This window comes from Burkholderia cepacia (assembly GCF_029962485.1).
Lineage (GTDB): Bacteria > Pseudomonadota > Gammaproteobacteria > Burkholderiales > Burkholderiaceae > Burkholderia.
Genome location: NZ_CP073637.1, coordinates 3167669 through 3184413, shown reverse-complemented (window position 1 = coordinate 3184413; position 16745 = coordinate 3167669). Strand labels below are relative to the sequence as shown.

The 16745-nt window shown below is 67.1% G+C and carries 13 protein-coding genes; 7 read left to right on the top strand and 6 right to left on the bottom strand.

Going from position 1 to position 16745, the window contains the following annotated elements:
- Nucleotides 1-212: 212 nt before the first annotated feature.
- The 5 genes from KEC55_RS14825 to nagE all read left to right on the top strand — a co-directional run bounded on the left by KEC55_RS14825 (nt 213) and on the right by nagE (nt 7606).
- A complete protein-coding gene (locus KEC55_RS14825; protein ID WP_176049620.1) occupies nt 213-947 on the top strand; it encodes a GntR family transcriptional regulator in 735 nt (244 codons plus the stop codon).
- A 98-nt stretch (nt 948-1045) separates the two neighbouring features.
- Nucleotides 1046-2149: an N-acetylglucosamine-6-phosphate deacetylase gene (nagA, locus tag KEC55_RS14820; protein WP_282506014.1), complete on the top strand. Its 1104-nt coding sequence runs from the start codon at nt 1046-1048 to the stop codon at nt 2147-2149.
- On the top strand, nt 2142-3149 hold the full coding sequence (locus KEC55_RS14815) for an SIS domain-containing protein (protein ID WP_282507536.1): 1008 nt from the start codon (nt 2142-2144) through the stop codon (nt 3147-3149). The genes nagA and KEC55_RS14815 overlap by 8 nt, the downstream gene beginning before the upstream one ends.
- A gap of 15 nt (nt 3150-3164) precedes the next feature.
- Nucleotides 3165-5747: a phosphoenolpyruvate--protein phosphotransferase gene (gene ptsP, locus KEC55_RS14810; protein ID WP_282506013.1), complete on the top strand. Its 2583-nt coding sequence runs from the start codon at nt 3165-3167 to the stop codon at nt 5745-5747.
- A gap of 89 nt (nt 5748-5836) precedes the next feature.
- A complete protein-coding gene (nagE, locus tag KEC55_RS14805; protein ID WP_282506012.1) occupies nt 5837-7606 on the top strand; it encodes an N-acetylglucosamine-specific PTS transporter subunit IIBC in 1770 nt (589 codons plus the stop codon).
- Between the two features lie 153 nt (nt 7607-7759).
- Here nagE and KEC55_RS14800 read toward each other — a convergent pair whose 3' ends face one another.
- From KEC55_RS14800 to rpoH, 6 genes are all read right to left on the bottom strand, one after another.
- Nucleotides 7760-10243: a family 20 glycosylhydrolase gene (locus KEC55_RS14800; protein ID WP_282506011.1), complete on the bottom strand. Its 2484-nt coding sequence runs from the start codon at nt 10241-10243 to the stop codon at nt 7760-7762.
- 567 nt (nt 10244-10810) lie between these two features.
- Nucleotides 10811-10933: a cytochrome bd-I oxidase subunit CydX gene (gene cydX / locus KEC55_RS14795; protein ID WP_166723818.1), complete on the bottom strand. Its 123-nt coding sequence runs from the start codon at nt 10931-10933 to the stop codon at nt 10811-10813.
- A gap of 57 nt (nt 10934-10990) precedes the next feature.
- Entirely contained in the window at nt 10991-12127 is a 1137-nt protein-coding gene (gene cydB, locus KEC55_RS14790; RefSeq protein ID WP_282506010.1) for a cytochrome d ubiquinol oxidase subunit II, read from the bottom strand.
- Nucleotides 12128-12158: 31 nt separating this feature from the next.
- A complete protein-coding gene (locus KEC55_RS14785) occupies nt 12159-13739 on the bottom strand; it encodes a cytochrome ubiquinol oxidase subunit I (protein WP_124452095.1) in 1581 nt (526 codons plus the stop codon).
- On the bottom strand, nt 13729-14016 hold the full coding sequence (cydP, locus tag KEC55_RS14780) for a cytochrome oxidase putative small subunit CydP (RefSeq protein ID WP_201752315.1): 288 nt from the start codon (nt 14014-14016) through the stop codon (nt 13729-13731). Before cydP ends, KEC55_RS14785 begins: the two co-directional genes overlap by 11 nt.
- Before the next feature lie 373 nt (nt 14017-14389).
- Entirely contained in the window at nt 14390-15325 is a 936-nt protein-coding gene (gene rpoH, locus KEC55_RS14775) for an RNA polymerase sigma factor RpoH (protein ID WP_282506009.1), read from the bottom strand.
- A gap of 362 nt (nt 15326-15687) precedes the next feature.
- Here rpoH and KEC55_RS14770 point away from each other — a divergent pair, with 362 nt between their 5' ends.
- Nucleotides 15688-16257 (top strand): acyloxyacyl hydrolase, encoded by a 570-nt coding sequence (locus KEC55_RS14770; protein ID WP_282506008.1) that lies wholly within the window; start codon nt 15688-15690, stop codon nt 16255-16257.
- A 44-nt stretch (nt 16258-16301) separates the two neighbouring features.
- Entirely contained in the window at nt 16302-16685 is a 384-nt protein-coding gene (locus tag KEC55_RS14765) for a nuclear transport factor 2 family protein (protein WP_176049628.1), read from the top strand.
- Nucleotides 16686-16745: the final 60 nt, after the last annotated feature.

The following is a 16745-nucleotide window of genomic DNA, read 5'->3' as shown; positions in this document are numbered from 1 at the left end:
CACTGGAACTGTCCCCTTGCATACCAATTCGGGTAAATCCCTATCCCGTACTCCTTTGTAAACAAAGGCTTTGTCGCTACTAAAACGCTTGCGGGGCAAGGCTTTCGGGGATTTTCGCGAGGCTAATACCAGTTCGTTGACTGGTATTATGGTGGTTATATAATGCGTTCACTTTCGACGGTCCGAGATCGTCGTCCGACACCCGGAGGCACATGGAAACCGGCTGGTCCGAACTGGCGCCCGATCCCCTCGACGACACGCCGCTCTATCTGCAGCTCGCCCGCAACCTGGCGAGCGCGATTCATGGCGGCGCGTGGCGCGCCGGCGAGGCGCTGCCGTCGGAGCGGCTGCTGTCGGTGTCGGTCGGCGTATCGCGGATCACGGCCCGTCGCGCGCTGGCGCTGCTGGTCGAGCAGGGGCTGATCAAGCGGGCGCGCGGGGCGGGCAGTTTCATCACGCCGCGCGTCGCCGATCCGCTGTCGCGTCTCGTCGGCTTCTCCGCGAAGATGCGGCAGCGCGGCTTCGTGCCCGATTCGGTGTGGCTGTCGCGTACGCTGCGCGCCGCGAGCCGCGACGAGATCGCGCGTCTCGGCCTCGCGCCCGGCGCGACGGTGGCGCGGCTCGAACGGCTGCGCCGCGCGGACGGCATCGTGATGGCCGTCGAGCACTCGACGCTGCCGGCCGCGGTGGTGCCCGATCCGCAGGTGCTCGGCGCGTCGCTGTACGAATACCTCGAGGCGCGCGGCATGACCGTCGTGCGCGCGCTGCAGCACTTTCGCGCGGCGAACGCGACGCACGCGATCGCGAAATGGATGGCGGTGAAGCCGGGCTCGGCACTGCTGGTGATCACGCGGATCGGCTACGGCGCCGACCAGCGCGCGATCGAAGTGAGCGAAACGTATTGCCGCGACGACTACTACGACTTCGTCGCCGAACTGAAACGCTGACGCGCGAGACTGCCCGCGCGCGACAGACGAGAAGCAACGACACGAATTTGCAAATCACGACGCGGATGCCCGCGTCACCAGATCATCAAGAGAACGTCATGCTGACTGGAAACATCCTCACCCCCGAAGGCTGGATTCACGGTTCGCTCGATAGCGAGAACGGCCGCATCACCACGCTCGACGGCACCCCCGTCGATCCCGCGAAGAACGACGCGCCTTACATCCTGCCCGGTTTCATCGACCTGCACGTGCACGGCGGCGGTGGCGCCGACGTGATGGAAGGTGGCGACGCGATCGAGACGATCGCCCGCACGCACGCGCAATTCGGCACGACGAGCCTGCTCGCGACGACGATGACCGCGCCGCGCGACGAACTCATGAAAGTCGTCGGCAACCTCGGCAGCGTCGCGCGCACCCGCACGCCGGGCGGCGCGCGCGTACTCGGCGTGCACCTCGAAGGGCCGTACATCAACCCCGGCAAGCTCGGCGCGCAGCCCGACGCGGCCGTGTCGGCCGTGCTCGACGAAGTGTTGAAGTACCTGTCGATCGCACCGATCCGCGTCGTCACGCTCGCGCCGGAAATCGCCGGCCACATCGAGATCATCGGCGAGATGGCCGCACGCGGCGTACGCGTGCAGCTCGGCCACTCGCTCGCGACCTACGACGACGCGGTCGCCGCGCTCAAGCACGGCGCATGCGGCTTCACGCACCTGTTCAACGCGATGTCGCCGCTGCATCACCGCAACCCGGGCCTCGTGGGCGCGGCGCTTGCGCATGCCGAATACGCGGAAATCATCCCCGACTTGCTGCACGTGCACCCGGGCGCGATTCGTGCTGCGCTGCGTGCGATCCCGCGCCTGTACGTCGTGACCGACAGCACGTCCGCAACGGGCATGCCCGACGGCGAATACCGCCTCGGCAGCCAGCACGTGACGAAGTGCCTCGGTGGCGTGCGGCTGGCCGACGGCACGCTCGCCGGCAGCACGCTGACGATGGACCAGGCGCTGCGCAACCTCGTGTCGCTCGGCCTGCCGATCGCCGACGTGTCGAACCGGATGTCGCGCTACGCGGCCGACTACCTCGGCGTCACCGATCGCGGCCGCCTCGAGCGCGGCGCATGGGCCGACCTCGCGGTGTTCGACCGCGACCTGAACCTCACCGCGACCTACGTCGAAGGAGAATCGATTGTCGAATATGCTTAAGGAAGCGCGCGAGTCCGCCCAGGTCGTCGCCGCGCAGATCGCCGACACCTCGCGCGTCGAAGCGCTCGCCGGCCAATTGCTCGATCACCCGCCGGCCGTTGCGCTGACGGTCGCACGCGGCAGCTCGGATCACGCCGCGAGCTATTTCGCGAGCCTGACGATGAGCCGCCTCGGCGTGCCGGTCGCGTCGCTGCCGATGTCGGTCGCGACGCTGCAGCAGGCGCCGCTGAAGGTGCAGGATCAACTCGCGATCGCCTTCTCCCAGTCGGGCAAGAGCCCCGACCTCGTCAACACGATGGCCGCGCTGCGCGAAGCCGGCGCGCGTACCGTCGCCGCCGTGAACGTGCTGCCGTCGCCGCTCGCCGATGCATGCGAGCACCAGTTGCCGCTGCTCGCCGGCCCCGAACTGTCGGTCGCCGCGACGAAGAGCTATATCGCGATGCTGTCGCTGTCCGCGCAGATCGTCGCGTACTGGCAGCGCGACGCCGCGCTGATGACCGCGCTGCGTGGGCTGCCCGACGTGCTCGCGCGGGCCGGCCAGCTCGACTGGTCGCAGGCCGTTGCCGCGCTCGCAGGTGTCGAGCGGATGATCGTGATCGGCCGCGGCCTCGGTCTCGCCATTGCGCAGGAAGCCGCGCTGAAGCTGAAGGAAACGTCCGGCATCCAGGCCGAGGCGTTCTCGAGTGCCGAAGTCCGTCACGGCCCGATGGAGCTGATCGATCGCGACTATCCGCTGCTCGTGTTCGCACCGCCGGGGCCCGAGCAGGCCGGCCTGCTGCAGCTTGCCGAAGACATGCGCGCACGCGGCGCCGCCGTGATGCTCGCGGTGCCGGCCGGCACGCCCGGTGCGACGCTGCCGCTCGCGCAGTCCGCCCATCCGGCGCTCGACCCGATCGCCGCCATTCTTTCGTTCTACGTGATGGCGGCGGATCTCGCCGTCGCGCGCGGCCGCAACCCCGACACGCCGCGCCACCTGAACAAAGTCACCGAAACGCACTGATAGCCGAGACAGCCGATGAGACGCGCCGAGGAGTCCCAGTTGAAGAGTTCCACCCATGATCAGATCGTCCTGCTTAGCCCCTTGACGGGGCCGATCGTCGCGCTGGCCGACGTGCCCGATCCGGTGTTCTCCGGCGGGATGTTCGGCGACGGCATCGGCATCGACCCGCTCGCGGGCAAGCTCGTCGCGCCGTGCGCGGGCGTCGTGTCGCATCTCGCGCGCACGGGCCACGCGGTGACGATCACGACGCCGCAAGGCGCGGAAGTGCTGCTGCACATCGGCATCGATACCGTCGAGCTGAACGGGCAGGGCTTCATCGCACACGTCGAGGCCGGCGCGCGTGTCGAGGCAGGTGCGTTGCTGATCGAGTTCGACCAGGACGCGGTGGCGCGCAGCGCGCATTCGCTCGTGTCGGTGATCGCGATCGCAAACTCCGACGCGTTCGAGGTCGTCGATCGCGCGAGCGGTTTCGCGACGGCCGGCGAGACGCCGTTGCTCGCGCTGCGCGGCAAGGGCGAAGCGGCTGCGCAGGCGGCACGAACCGGTGCGGCGGCAACGAACGAAGTGCGCCGCGAGATCGTGCTCGCACAGCCGGGCGGCCTGCACGCGCGGCCGGCCGCGCGTGCGCGTGAAGCGGTGCGCGGGTTCGACGCGAGTGTCGACGTGCTGTTCGACGGACGCAAGGCATCGATCGCGAGCGTCGTTGGCCTGCTCGGCCTCGGCGCCGGCGAAGGCGCGACGGTCGAACTGGTCGGCCGCGGCGCGCACGCGCAACAGGCTGTCGATGCGGTCGAGCACGAGCTGCTGCGTGAAGCGCACGGCGAAGTCGAGGAAAAACCGGCGCGGCTGAGGTCGCCCGCACCGCAGACGGTCGCGCGCAACACCGGCGCGCCAATCGACCCGAACACGCTCGCAGGTGTGTGCGCGGCGCCCGGCATCGCGGTCGGCACGCTGGTGCGTCTCGACGATGCGGAAATCGTGCCGCCCGAGCAGGCTTCGGGCACGCCGGCTGCGGAAAGCCGCCAGCTCGACCAGGCGCTGAAGGCGGTCGACGCCGAACTCGACGAAACGGTGCGCAACGCATCCGCGCGCGGCGCGGTCGGTGAAGCGGGCATCTTCGCGGTGCATCGCGTGCTGCTGGAAGACCCGACGCTGATCGATGCGGCGCGCGACCTGATCAGTCTCGGCAAGAGCGCGGGCTTCGCGTGGCGCGCGACGATCCGCACGCAGATCGACACGCTGTCGAAGCTCGACGATGCGCTGCTCGCCGAACGTGCGGCCGACCTGCGCGACATCGAGAAGCGCGTGCTGCGCGCGCTCGGCCACACGAACGGCGCCGCGCGTGCGCTGCCCGACGAAGCCGTGCTCGCGGCCGAGGAATTCACGCCGTCGGACTTGTCGTCGCTCGATCGCCAGCGCGTGACCGCGCTCGTGATGGCGCGTGGCGGCGCGACGTCGCACGCGGCGATCATCGCGCGGCAGCTCGGCATTCCGGCGCTGGTCGCGGTCGGCGATGCGCTGTATGCGATCCCGGACGGCACGCAGGTCGTCGTCGATGCGAGCGCGGGCCGGCTCGAACACGCGCCGACCGCGCTCGACGTCGAGCGTGCGCGGCACGAACGCCAGCGCCTGGACGGCGTGCGCGAGGCGAACCGGCAACTGGCAGGCGTTGCCGCCGAGACCGTCGATGGTCGCGCGATCGAGGTCGCCGCGAACATCGCGACGCTCGACGACGCGAACACCGCGGTCGACAACGGCGCCGACGCGGTCGGCCTGCTGCGCACCGAGCTGATGTTCATCCATCGCCAGGCCGCGCCGACGGTCGTCGAACACCAGCAGAGCTACCAGTCGATCGTCGATGCGCTGCAGGGTCGCACCGCGATCATCCGCACCCTCGACGTCGGCGCCGACAAGGAAGTCGACTACCTGACGCTGCCGCCCGAACCGAACCCGGCGCTCGGCCTGCGCGGCATCCGCCTCGCGCAGGTGCGCCCCGATCTGCTCGACGATCAATTGCAGGGCCTGCTCGCGGTGAAGCCGTTCGGCGCGGTGCGCATCCTGCTGCCGATGGTCACCGACGCAGGTGAACTCGTGCGGCTGCGCAAGCGCATCGACGAATTCGCGCGCGCGCAGGGCCGTACCGAGCCGATCGAGGTCGGCGTGATGATCGAGGTGCCGTCGGCCGCGCTGCTGGCCGACCAACTCGCGCAGCACGCGGATTTCCTGTCGATCGGCACCAACGACCTGACCCAGTACACGCTCGCGATGGACCGCTGCCAGGCCGATCTGGCCGCGCAATCCGATGGCCTGCACCCGGCGGTGCTGCGCCTGATCGACATCGCGGTGCGCGGCGCCGCGAAGCACGGCAAGTGGGTTGGCGTATGCGGCGCGCTCGGCGGCGATCCGCTCGCGGTGCCGATCCTGGTGGGCCTCGGCGTGACCGAACTGTCGGTCGACCCCGTTTCGGTGCCGGGCATCAAGGCGCGTGTGCGCCGTCTCGATTACCAGTTGTGCCGTCAGCGCGCGCAGGATCTGCTCGCGCTCGATTCGGCACAGGCGGTAAGGGCAGCAAGCCGCGAGGTCTGGCCGCTCGACTGAACGTCGGCGGCGGGCGCGCGGCCCGTTTCGGTACAAGAGCGTAATTAGGTCAACGACGATTAACGACGAGACAAGGATTGGAGGACTGAATGAACGGGAATCCGTTTCTGAAAATACAGGGCCTGGGCCGGGCACTGATGCTGCCGATCGCGGTACTGCCGGTTGCCGGCATCCTGCTGCGACTCGGCCAGCCGGACGTGTTCAACATCAAGATGATCGCCGATGCCGGCGGCGCGATCTTCGACAACCTGCCGCTGCTGTTCGCGATCGGCGTGGCGGTCGGTTTCGCGAAGGACAACAACGGCGTGGCGGCGCTCGCGGGCGCGATCGGCTACCTGATCGAAACCGCGATCATGAAGGACATCGATCCCAAGCTGAACATGGGCGTGCTGTCCGGGATCATCGCGGGTGTCGTCGCGGGCCTGCTGTACAACCGCTACAAGGACATCAAGCTGCCGGACTACCTCGCGTTCTTCGGCGGCAAACGGTTCGTGCCGATCATCACGGGGCTGGTGTGCGTGATACTCGGCATCGTGTTCGGGTACGTGTGGCAGCCGGTCCAGCATCTGATCGACGCGGCCGGCCAGTGGCTGACGACGGCGGGCGCGATCGGTGCGTTCGTGTTCGGCTTCCTGAACCGCCTGCTGCTCGTCACGGGCCTGCACCACATCATCAACTCGCTCGCATGGTTCGTGTTCGGCAACTTCACGCCGCCTGCCGGCGGCGAGATCGTGCACGGCGACCTGCACCGCTTCTTCGCGGGCGACCCGACCGCGGGCACCTTCATGGCCGGCTTCTTCCCGATCATGATGTTCGGCCTGCCGGCCGCGTGTCTCGCGATGCTGCACGAGGCACCGAAGGAGCGCCGCGCGATGGTCGGCGGCTTGCTGTTCTCGATGGCGCTCACGTCGTTCCTGACCGGCGTGACCGAACCGATCGAATTCAGCTTCATGTTCCTCGCGCCGGTGCTGTACGTGATCCACGCGGTGCTGACGGGGCTGTCGCTCGCGATCTGCCAGATCCTCGACGTGAAGCTCGGCTTCACGTTCTCGGCCGGCGCAATCGACTACGTGCTGAACTACGGGCTGTCGACGAAGGGCTGGATCGCGATTCCGCTCGGCATCGCGTACGGCGCCGCGTACTACGGGCTGTTCCGCTTCTTCATCCGCAAGTTCAACATGGCGACGCCGGGCCGCGAGCCGGCATCGGCCGATGCGCCTGCCGAATCGTACGCATCGGGCGGCTTCGTCGCACCGGCTGCGGGGGGGGCCGCGACGGCCGCCGCACCGCGCGCGCAACGCTACATCGCCGCACTCGGCGGTGCGGGCAACCTGTCGGTCGTCGACGCATGCACGACGCGCCTGCGCCTGACCGTCGTCGATCCGGAGAAGGTCTCGGAGCCGGAACTGAAGTCGATCGGCGCGCGCGGCGTGCTCAAGCGCGGCGGCAACAGCGTGCAGGTGATCATCGGGCCCGAGGCAGACATCATTGCCGACGAGATGCGTGTCGCGATCGGCAGCGGCGCGACCGGCGCCGCGTCGACCGCGACGGCCGCCGCCGCGCAGCCTGTCACGGGCGCGGCCGCCGGCCCGCTCGATCCGGAACCGACGCGCTGGCTCGCGGTGTTCGGCGGCGCGACCAACGTCGCATCGCTCGACGCGGTGGCGACCACGCGCCTGCGTGTGGTCGTGCGCGATCCGTCGGCAGTCGATCGCGATCGCCTCGGTGCGCTCGACGTTGCATGGGTGTCGCTCGACACGTTCCACATCGTCTGCGGCAACGCGGCCGCGCGCTATGCCGAACAGCTCGGCGCGCGCCTGCCGCCGTCGGGCAGCGCGGCGGCCGCGCAACCGGCCTGATGTGATGAAGCCGGCCTGATCCGCGTGGCGGGTTCGGCCGGGCAGTAAAACGAAAACGGCTTGCGACGTATGTGTCGCAAGCCGTTTTTCTTTGGTCCGGGCGATTGCGCGATGCATGCGTTTGCATCGCACGTCGTCCGGGCGTTCAGCCGATCACGGATTCGTCAGCGTGAAGGTCGGCTTCCGGTAGCCGACACCGGCGCGGTCGAGCTTCGGCAATTCGCGTTGCGTGAGCAGCGTCGCGAAACCGGCCCAGTCGCGCTGCAGCGCGGCCGTGTCGACGTGATGCGTGTCGCCGCGCTTGAAACGCACGCCGGCCGCATACGGCAGCTCCCAGTCGGCCCGGTGCCACGCGCGCTCGGCGAGCGCGAGCAGCCGTGGGTAGGCCATGTATTCGAGGAAGGTGTCGTTGCGCATCACCTCGCCCCACGCCTGGCCCTGCATGCCTTCGATACGCGGCGCGGGACCCGTGCCGGTGACCTCGAACGGGTTGCCGTCGCGGTCGCCCATCACTTCCGCGTTCTGCGGCAGGTTCTCCGGCGCGAGCGAGAACACCTTGTACTCGTCCGTCGCGTGCGAGCCCCAGTAGTAGCCGCGCTCGCGCGGGTTGAGCGTGTACGGGAAGTCGAAGTACAGGTAGTCGGGCAGCGCGAGCACCGTCAGGTAGCCCTTGCCGCTCAGGTCGCGCACGCTGTCCGACGCCCCCCAGAAGATCGTGTCCCACAGCGACACCATCACGCGGCGCGTGCTGAAGTCCTGCGGCCCGTTCGCATGCTTGATGCCGTCCTGCCACGCGGCCATCGTGTCGATCCCGTTCGCGTTGACCGCCGCGCTCACCTGTTTCGCGAAACGCGTCGGCAGCTCGTCGATCGACTTGATCTCGCCGCGCTGGAGCAGCGCCGTGCACGCGGGCGAACGCGCCCACGGCTTGTCCTGCGTGGCGAGGTCGATGCGCCCCTTGTTCGGGTCGGTGCCGTTCAGCGGCTGGAAGCCCGCGCCGAGGAAGATGTTCTTCGCTTCGTCGCCGCCGTAGTGCCAGGTATGCAGCGGTGCCTGGGCGTCCGAATGCATCGCCGCGATCTCGCGAATCACTTTCGACGCGAAATTGAGCGCGCCCGGCACGCACGGGTTCAGGTCGCTGCGCCGGTCGTAGAACTGCACCGTCGTCAGGTTCGTCGTGTCCTGCGGATCGAGCAGCCGGTACGCGTTCGCTTCCTGTTCGCGGCCGGCCGCATGCAGCCGCCGGTAGCGCGCTTCCATCGTCACGACGGCCGCCCGCGCATGCGCGGGCATGTCGATCTCGGGGATGATCTGCACGAAGTGCGCGGCCGCGTAGCGCACGAGCGCCACGTAGTCGTCGCGCGTCAGGTAGCCGCCGCCCGAACGGTTGTCGGGGCCGGAGCCGAGCTGCGGCAGCAGGCAGCGTGTCTCGCTCGGGTCGTGGCAGCGGCGCGAACCGATCTCGGTCAGCTCGGGCAGGCCGGGAATCTCGATGCGCCAGCCTTCGTCGTCGGACAGGTGCAGGTGCAGGCGGTTGAGCTTGTATGCGCTCATCTGGTCGATCAGGCGGCGCAGCGTCGCCGGGTGCTTGAAGTTGCGCGCGAGGTCGACGTGCATCCCGCGATGGGTGAAGCGCGGCGCATCCTCGACGAGCATCGCCGGGATCGGGCCGCCGCCGGCCGGCGCGAGCGAGTAGAGCGTCTGCACGCCGTAGTAGAGGCCCGCGCGATCGTAGCCTTCGATCAGGACGCCACGCGGCCCGATCGCCAGCCGGTAGCCGCCCGGCGTCGCGATGTCGGCCGGCAGCCGGCGCGGCGCGACGGCGCCGCGGACGGGCACGCGCGCACCGTCGAGCCCGAGGGTCGTCGCGCGTTCGCGCAGCGCCGCGACCTGCGCGTCGGGCAGGTCCGGCAGCGCGAGTTCGACGCCGCGCAGGTCGAGCGTACCGGGCAGCGGCTGTTCGCGCTTCACGCTCGGCAGCGCGCGGCTCGCGTCGGGTCGTGCGGCCACCGGCGGCGCATTGCCGGTCGAGTTGTTCTGCGCGTCGGCCGGCAGCGATTCGACGTAGCGCAGCTCGTCGTCGGTGTCGTTGTAGCGCAGCACGGCGGGCGGCGCGCCATCGACCACCACGTACGGGCGCGGGATCACGTCGCTGTAGCGCAGCAGCCAGTATTCGGCGACGAACGGCAGTTCGAGGCGTTCACCGGGTGCGAGCCGCACCGAGCCCGGCTGCGGCGTCAGTTCGTACAGGTCGCCGGTGAGCCGCCGCAGCGCGAAGCCCGGGCGATCGATCCGCAGCAGCCGGCGAATGCTGTGCAGGTAGAGCTTCCAGCCGCCGTCGGCGATTACCTGGTGGCCGCGGTTCTGCAGGATCAGGCGGCCTGTCGCGCAGGCCGCGCCGTCGGCGCCAAGATCGGCGCACGGCACGCCGGCCGTGGCCGCGTGGTTGTTGTCGACGGCGACGCGCAATGCGAGGCCGTTCGACAGCAGCGTCGCGAGACTGGCCGCTTGTGCGCTAGCCAGCGCGGTGCCGGCGGTCGCGCCGGAAGCCGCCGGTGCGGGTTGGGCCGCGATCACGGCCGGCGATAGCGCCGCGACCAGCAGGCTTGCAAGAAGGGAGGGCATGATGCGCTTCATTCGAACTCCTGAGAAAAAAGGGGGCGTAGCGGCGTCGTGGAGCGACGTCGCTGCGATCGGGTCTTTCAGTGGAGCTGCGGGAGATACCAGCACGCGGGGCGATGCGACTGCACCGCGCGCAATCTGCACGCGCGGGCGTGCGTTACGGAACGGGAGGCGGGCACGCGTGCCGATCGGATCGGCCGGGCGGTGTGCGCATGATCATCGGCGGCGCACCACAATGGCGGCGGCGGCGGCGGCGAGCCGGCCGCAGCCGACCCTGTTCGGCCGGCCGCGCGCGAGCGCGACAGCGGACGCCGCGGTACGCGGACGTCGATACGGCGCGCAGGCGCGCGCCACACACGGAATTCGCATGTCTCCCCCACCCAGAAGGAATCGGCCTGTCAGCGGCCGTGTCCAAAGATCTTATGAAACCTTTTATTGGTATTCAAGTGGTATCAATCTGGCGCTAAATTGGCATCGACGCGCGGCGCCCGTCCGGACGGGCCGGACGAAAAAAAACCTCGCGCGAAGCGAGGTTCGTTCCGGACGGCGGCGGCGCGCTCGGCCGCACGCGTCAGGCGGGCGTCAGTCGCGGCGTGTGCGTACGGGCGCTTCCTGCGGCTTCTGCCGCGCTTCGAGCCACATCGCATTGACGATGCCGAACGACAGCGCGACGCCGATACCGAGAATCCAGCTGAAATACCACATGATCCGACTCCTTGCGAAACGGTGGGCGAGGGCGCGGGCGCGCCCCGGCCCGGTTCTTCAATACATCGAGTGCTTGTTGTCCTCGAGCGTCTGGCGCGTGACCTTGCCGCGCATCACGCGATACACCCAGCTCGTGTAGAGCAGCACGAGCGGCAGGAACACGATCACCGCGAACAGCATGACCTGCAGCGTCATGTGGCTCGACGTCGAATCCCATACGGTCAGGCTGCTGCGCGGGTCGAGCGACGACGGCATGATGAACGGGAACATCGAGAAGCCCGCGGTCAGGATCACGCCCGCGATCATCAGCCCCGTGCAGAAGAAGGCCGTCTTCTCCTGCTTCGAGCCGGCCAGCAGCATCGCGAGCAGGCCGCCCGCGATGCCGACGACGGGCGCCGCGATCATCCACGGGAATTCGCCGTAGTTCGCGAGCCACAGGCCCGAACCGGCGGCGACTTCCTTGAGCAGCGGGTTCGCGACGGAGTCGGTCGGCGCGGCGTGCGTGATGTGGAAGCCGCCGACATACGATGCGATCAGCACGCCGGCCAGCGCGAACAGCACGACCGCGAGGAACGACGCCACGCGCAGCGCGATCGATGCGCGGCGCGCGATCACGCCGTCGGTCTTCATCTTGATGAACGCGGCGCCGTGCGCGACGAGCATCGTGAGGCTGACGAGCCCGCACAGCAGCGCGAACGGGTTCAGCAGCGCCCAGAAGCCGCCGTAGTAGGTCACGCGCAGGTCGCTGTCGAACTTGAACGGCACGCCTTGCAGCAGGTTGCCGAACGCGACGCCGAACACGAGCGCCGGCACGAAGCCGCCGACGAACAGGCCCCAGTCCCAGCCCGCGCGCCAGCGCGGGTCGGGCCGCTTGCTGCGGTAGTCGAAGCCCACCGGCCGGAAGAACAGCGCGAACAGCACGAGCAGCATCGCGAAGTAGAAGCCGGAGAACGACGCCGCGTAGACGAGCGGCCAGGCGGCGAACATCGCGCCGCCGGCCGTGATCAGCCACACCTGGTTGCCTTCCCAGGTCGCGCCGACCGTGTTGACGATGATGCGGCGCTCGTCGTCGGTCTTGCCGAGGAACGGCAGCAGCGCGGTCGCGCCCATGTCGAAGCCGTCGGTGACGGCGAAGCCGATCAGCAGCACGCCGACGAGCAGCCACCAGATCAGCTTGAGAGTTGCATAGTCCATAGCGATTCCTTGTTCCGTTTCAGGTGCGTGCTCACGCCGGGGCGCGCTCGCTGGCGGCCGCGAGTTCGTGGTGATAGCGGCCGGTATGCAGCGACGACGGGCCGAGGCGCGCGTACTTGAACATCAGCTTGATCTCGATGACGAACAGGGCGGTGTAGAACAGGATGAAGCCCGCGAGACTCAGGTACAGGTCGGACGGCTGCAGGCTCGACGCGGACAGGTGCGTCGGCAGCACGCCGGCGATCGTCCACGGCTGGCGGCCGAGCTCGGCGACGATCCAGCCGAATTCGATCGCGATCCACGGCAGCGGGATCGCCCACACCGCATAGCGCAGGAACCAGCGACGGTTGTCCTGCAGCAGTTCGCGGCGCGCGCAGAACCAGAACGCGGCAATAAACGTCGCGACGAACAGGAAGCCGAGGGCCACCATGATCCGGAACGAGAAGAACACGGGCGCGACCGGCGGGATCGTCTTCTTCGCGGCGGCCTTGATCTGCTCGGGCGTTGCATCGACCACGTTCGGCGTGAACTGCTTGAGCATCAGCCCGTAGCCGAGATACTGCTTGTGCTGGTCGAACAGTGCGCGCGTCGCGTCGCTCGTGTCGCCCTGCTTGATCTTCTGCAGTGCGCCGTACGCGACCATCCCGCTCTGGATGTGCTCCTCGCTGTGCTTCGCGAGCTCGCGCAGGCCGATCACCGGTTCGTCGATCGAGCGTGTCGCGATCAGGCCGAGCGCGTACGGGATCTTGATCGCGTAGTCGGTGCGCTGTTCCTCCTGGTTCGGAATCCCGATCAGCGTGAACGATGCGGGCGCCGGCTGCGTTTCCCATTCGGATTCGATCGCGGCGAGCTTCATTTTCTGCACTTCGCCGGTCGTATAGCCCGATTCGTCACCGAGCACGATCACGCACAGCGTCGCCGCGAGGCCGAAGCCGGCCGCGACCGCGAACGAGCGCAGCGCGAAGTCGACGTCGCGTTTCTTCAGCAGGTACCACGACGACACGCCGAGCACGAACATCGCCGCCGACACGTAGCCGGCCGACACCGTGTGCACGAACTTCACCTGCGCGACGGGGTTGAACAGCACGTCGAACAGGCTCGTCATCTCCATGCGCATCGTCTGGTAGTTGAACTCGGCGCCGACCGGGTTGTTCATCCAGCCGTTCGCGACGAGAATCCACAGCGCGGACAGGTTCGAGCCGAGCGCGACGAGGAACGTGACCATCAGGTGCTTGACCTTCGACAGGCGGTTCCAGCCGAAGAAGAACAGGCCGACGAACGTCGATTCGAGGAAGAACGCCATCAGGCCTTCGACCGCGAGCGGCACGCCGAAGATGTCGCCGACATAGTGCGAGTAGTACGACCAGTTCGTACCGAACTGGAATTCGAGCGTGATGCCGGTGGTCACGCCCATCGCGAAGTTGATCCCGAACAGCTTGCCCCAGAACTGGGTCATGTCCTTGTAGACCTGTTTGCCGGTCATCACGTAGACGGCTTCCATGATGACGAGCAGCCAGGACAGGCCGAGCGTCAACGGCACGAACAGGAAGTGGTAGAGCGCCGTGATGCCGAACTGCAGACGTGACAGATCGACGACTTCACTACTTATCATGGTGGTCTCCCTCGGTAGATGCAGGCGCCGGCACCGAGAGCAGCTTCTCGGCGACGGCGGCAGGCGGAAGCGACATGTGCTCGGCCTGCGGATGATTGAAGAATGCGTATTTGAGCGACATCAGGAGGATCAGCTTGACGATCAGCACCAGGGTGATGTCGCGGGCGAGGGTCGGGCCGCGTGCCCACGCGGCGATGCGCGCGCGCCAGCCGATCGTGCCGGCAGGCCGCGGGGGAGGCGGCGGCGCAGGCTCTTTATTGATCGAGATCAAGGCGATTATCCTGAATCGATTTAGGACGGATTTGGGGCGACTTTACGTCGGATTTATGACGGCCGTGAAGCTGTTTTAATCCTTTTGCGCCTGACATGCCAATTTTAAAAGGACAGCTTTCCGATGCCGAGTGCTGCGCTGCGGCAGACCGTCGCGAAACGCGGGGCAAAAGTTGAGGCAGATCAAGGTTATGCGGAAGGGGCCCGCAAACGGCCTAATACCTGATGAATCAGGTCAATTAATCAGTAGAGAAAAGGGCGGAGAAACGGGCGGTGAAACGCGTGTACCAGCGCGTGAAAGCATGCGAAAAAGACGGGCGAAAAAAAACCGCTGCCGGACCGGCAGCGGTTTTTGATGAAGCGCTCTAAATCGCAGCGATTTACGCGTATTCGGCGAGGGCCGTGCGCATCTTTTTCATGGCGCTCGCTTCGATCTGGCGGATGCGTTCCGCCGACACGCCGAATTCGGCCGCGAGATCGTGCAGCGTCGAGCCGCCCGAGCCGTCGTCGTCGACGTGCAGCCAGCGCGCCTCGATGATGCGGCGGCTGCGCGCATCGAGTGCCTCGAGTGCCTGCGCGATGCCGTCCGTCTGCAGCATGTCGCGCTGACGTGCGGCGAGCACGGCGGTCGGCTCGTTGTGCGAGTCGGCCAGGTAGGCGATCGGCGCGTACGACTCCTCGCCGTCTTCCACCTGCCCTTCGAGCGCGATGTCGCCGCCCGACAGGCGCGTTTCCATCTCGGTCACGTCTTCGCGCTTGACGTTGAGTTCCTGCGCGAGGCCGTCGATTTCCTCGGGCGTCATCGCCTGCATGGACTTCTTGTGGCTGCGCAGGTTGAAGAACAGCTTGCGCTGCGCCTTCGTCGTCGCGACCTTCACCATGCGCCAGTTGCGCAGGATGTACTCGTGAATCTCGGCCTTGATCCAGTGAATCGCGTACGACACGAGACGCACGTTCTGCGCCGGATCGAAGCGCTTCACGGCCTTCATCAGGCCGATGTTGCCTTCCTGGATCAGGTCGCCGTGCGGCAGGCCGTAGCCGAGATAGTTGCGCGCGATCGACACGACCAGACGCAGGTGCGACAGCACGAGGCGGCGCGCCGAGTCGAGGTTGTTGCCTTCGCGGAATTCGGTTGCGTACTGGCGTTCCTCTTCGGCGGTCAGCAGCGGGATGCGGTTGACGGCCTGGATATACGCGTCGATGTTGCCGAGCTGGCCGGGCAACATCGATTGGGCTGCGAGCGCCAGCGAGCCTGCCGATTCGGCCTTGGCCGGCGTCGGGCTCAGGGTATTCGGGAGGGTCAGGGCGTTGCTCACTAAAAAAACTCCTTTGGAATCAGGGACAAACCCCCGGTATCGAATGAAATTCCGTGGGCCATCTTAGCACTCCCGCAAGACGAGTGCTAATTCCTTAGAGCGGGCGTGGACATCCGAGTTCCCGATTTTTCTATCAAGAAAGTCGAGTCGATAGTCTAATCTGCGACAGAGGGCGCGACGCCAAGTTCCGTAAACCGTTGTTTCTGATGGTAATCAGTAGACGATTTCGATTTTTGTTGTTTTGGAAGGAAGCCATTTCGCTTCGTGATGCCGATCGGAAAAGTCCTTTACCATACCATTCAGTTCGCTCGGGCCATGCCGTCGCGGCAGGCTCCATTCAACCCAAAAAGTTGGAGTGTCAGATGAACAATAAGAAGAATCGCCGGCCCCGCAGCCGGCTTGCGCTGCATGCGTTACTGGCGGCGTCACTTCTGGGCGGATCGGGTGCGGCGTTCGCGGATCGATGGGGGATCCAGGCGGGCGGCGGGTTTTCGGATCGTCGCGGAATCGACAAGGGCGATCTCGGCGTTGTATGGGATCCGGGCTGGAACTGGTGGCAGGTCGGTGGCTGGCACTTCGCGTTCGTCGTCGAAGGGCACGTCGGCTACTGGCACACGGGCGGCAACGTCCACGGCAGCATCGGCGAATTCGGTGTGACGCCGATGTTCCGCTTCATCAAGAGCGCGGGGGAGATTCGTCCGTTCATCGAGGCGGGCGGCGGCGTCCGGCTTCTGACTCATCCGACGATTTCGAACAATTTCTCGCTGTCGACCGCGTTCCAGTTCGCACCGACCGCGGGCGTCGGCGTGCAGTTCGGCCAACGGCAACAGTATCAGGTCGGCTACCGTTTTGAACATGTGTCTAACGCGGGTATCAAAGAGCCGAATCCTGGTATAAATTTCCACCAGTTCTACGTGCAATACAACTTCTGATCCGCACGCCCGCGCACGCGGGCGCGTTGCCGAGGAGTCAGGCGATGGCGAAGGTGGTCGATGCGATCCGCGCGCTCGAGCGCGATCGGTTCCGGGCGATGGTGGACGGGGACGGTGAGGCGCTCGGCGCGCTGCTGTCGGACAAGGTGTTCTTCGTGCACACCAACGGCAAACGTGAAACCAAGCAGCAGTTCATCGATGCCATCGTCGCCGGCCGCCGCCGCTATCGCCAGATCGAAATCCAGTCGCAGGACGTCCTGCCGGTCGGCGGCGAAACCTGCATCGTCACCGGGCGCGCGTTGATCGAGATGGAAACGAACAACGGCGGCCTGGTCTTTCCGATTGCCTATACGTGCGTCCATACCGAGGAGCAGGGGCGCTGGTGCCTGCTCGCGTGGCAGGCGACGCGGTGCGCGACCGAGACATGAGCGCGCGTGGCGCTCCTTTTCATGTCCCCAACCGAGCGGCCTTCTGGGCCGCTTTTTGCT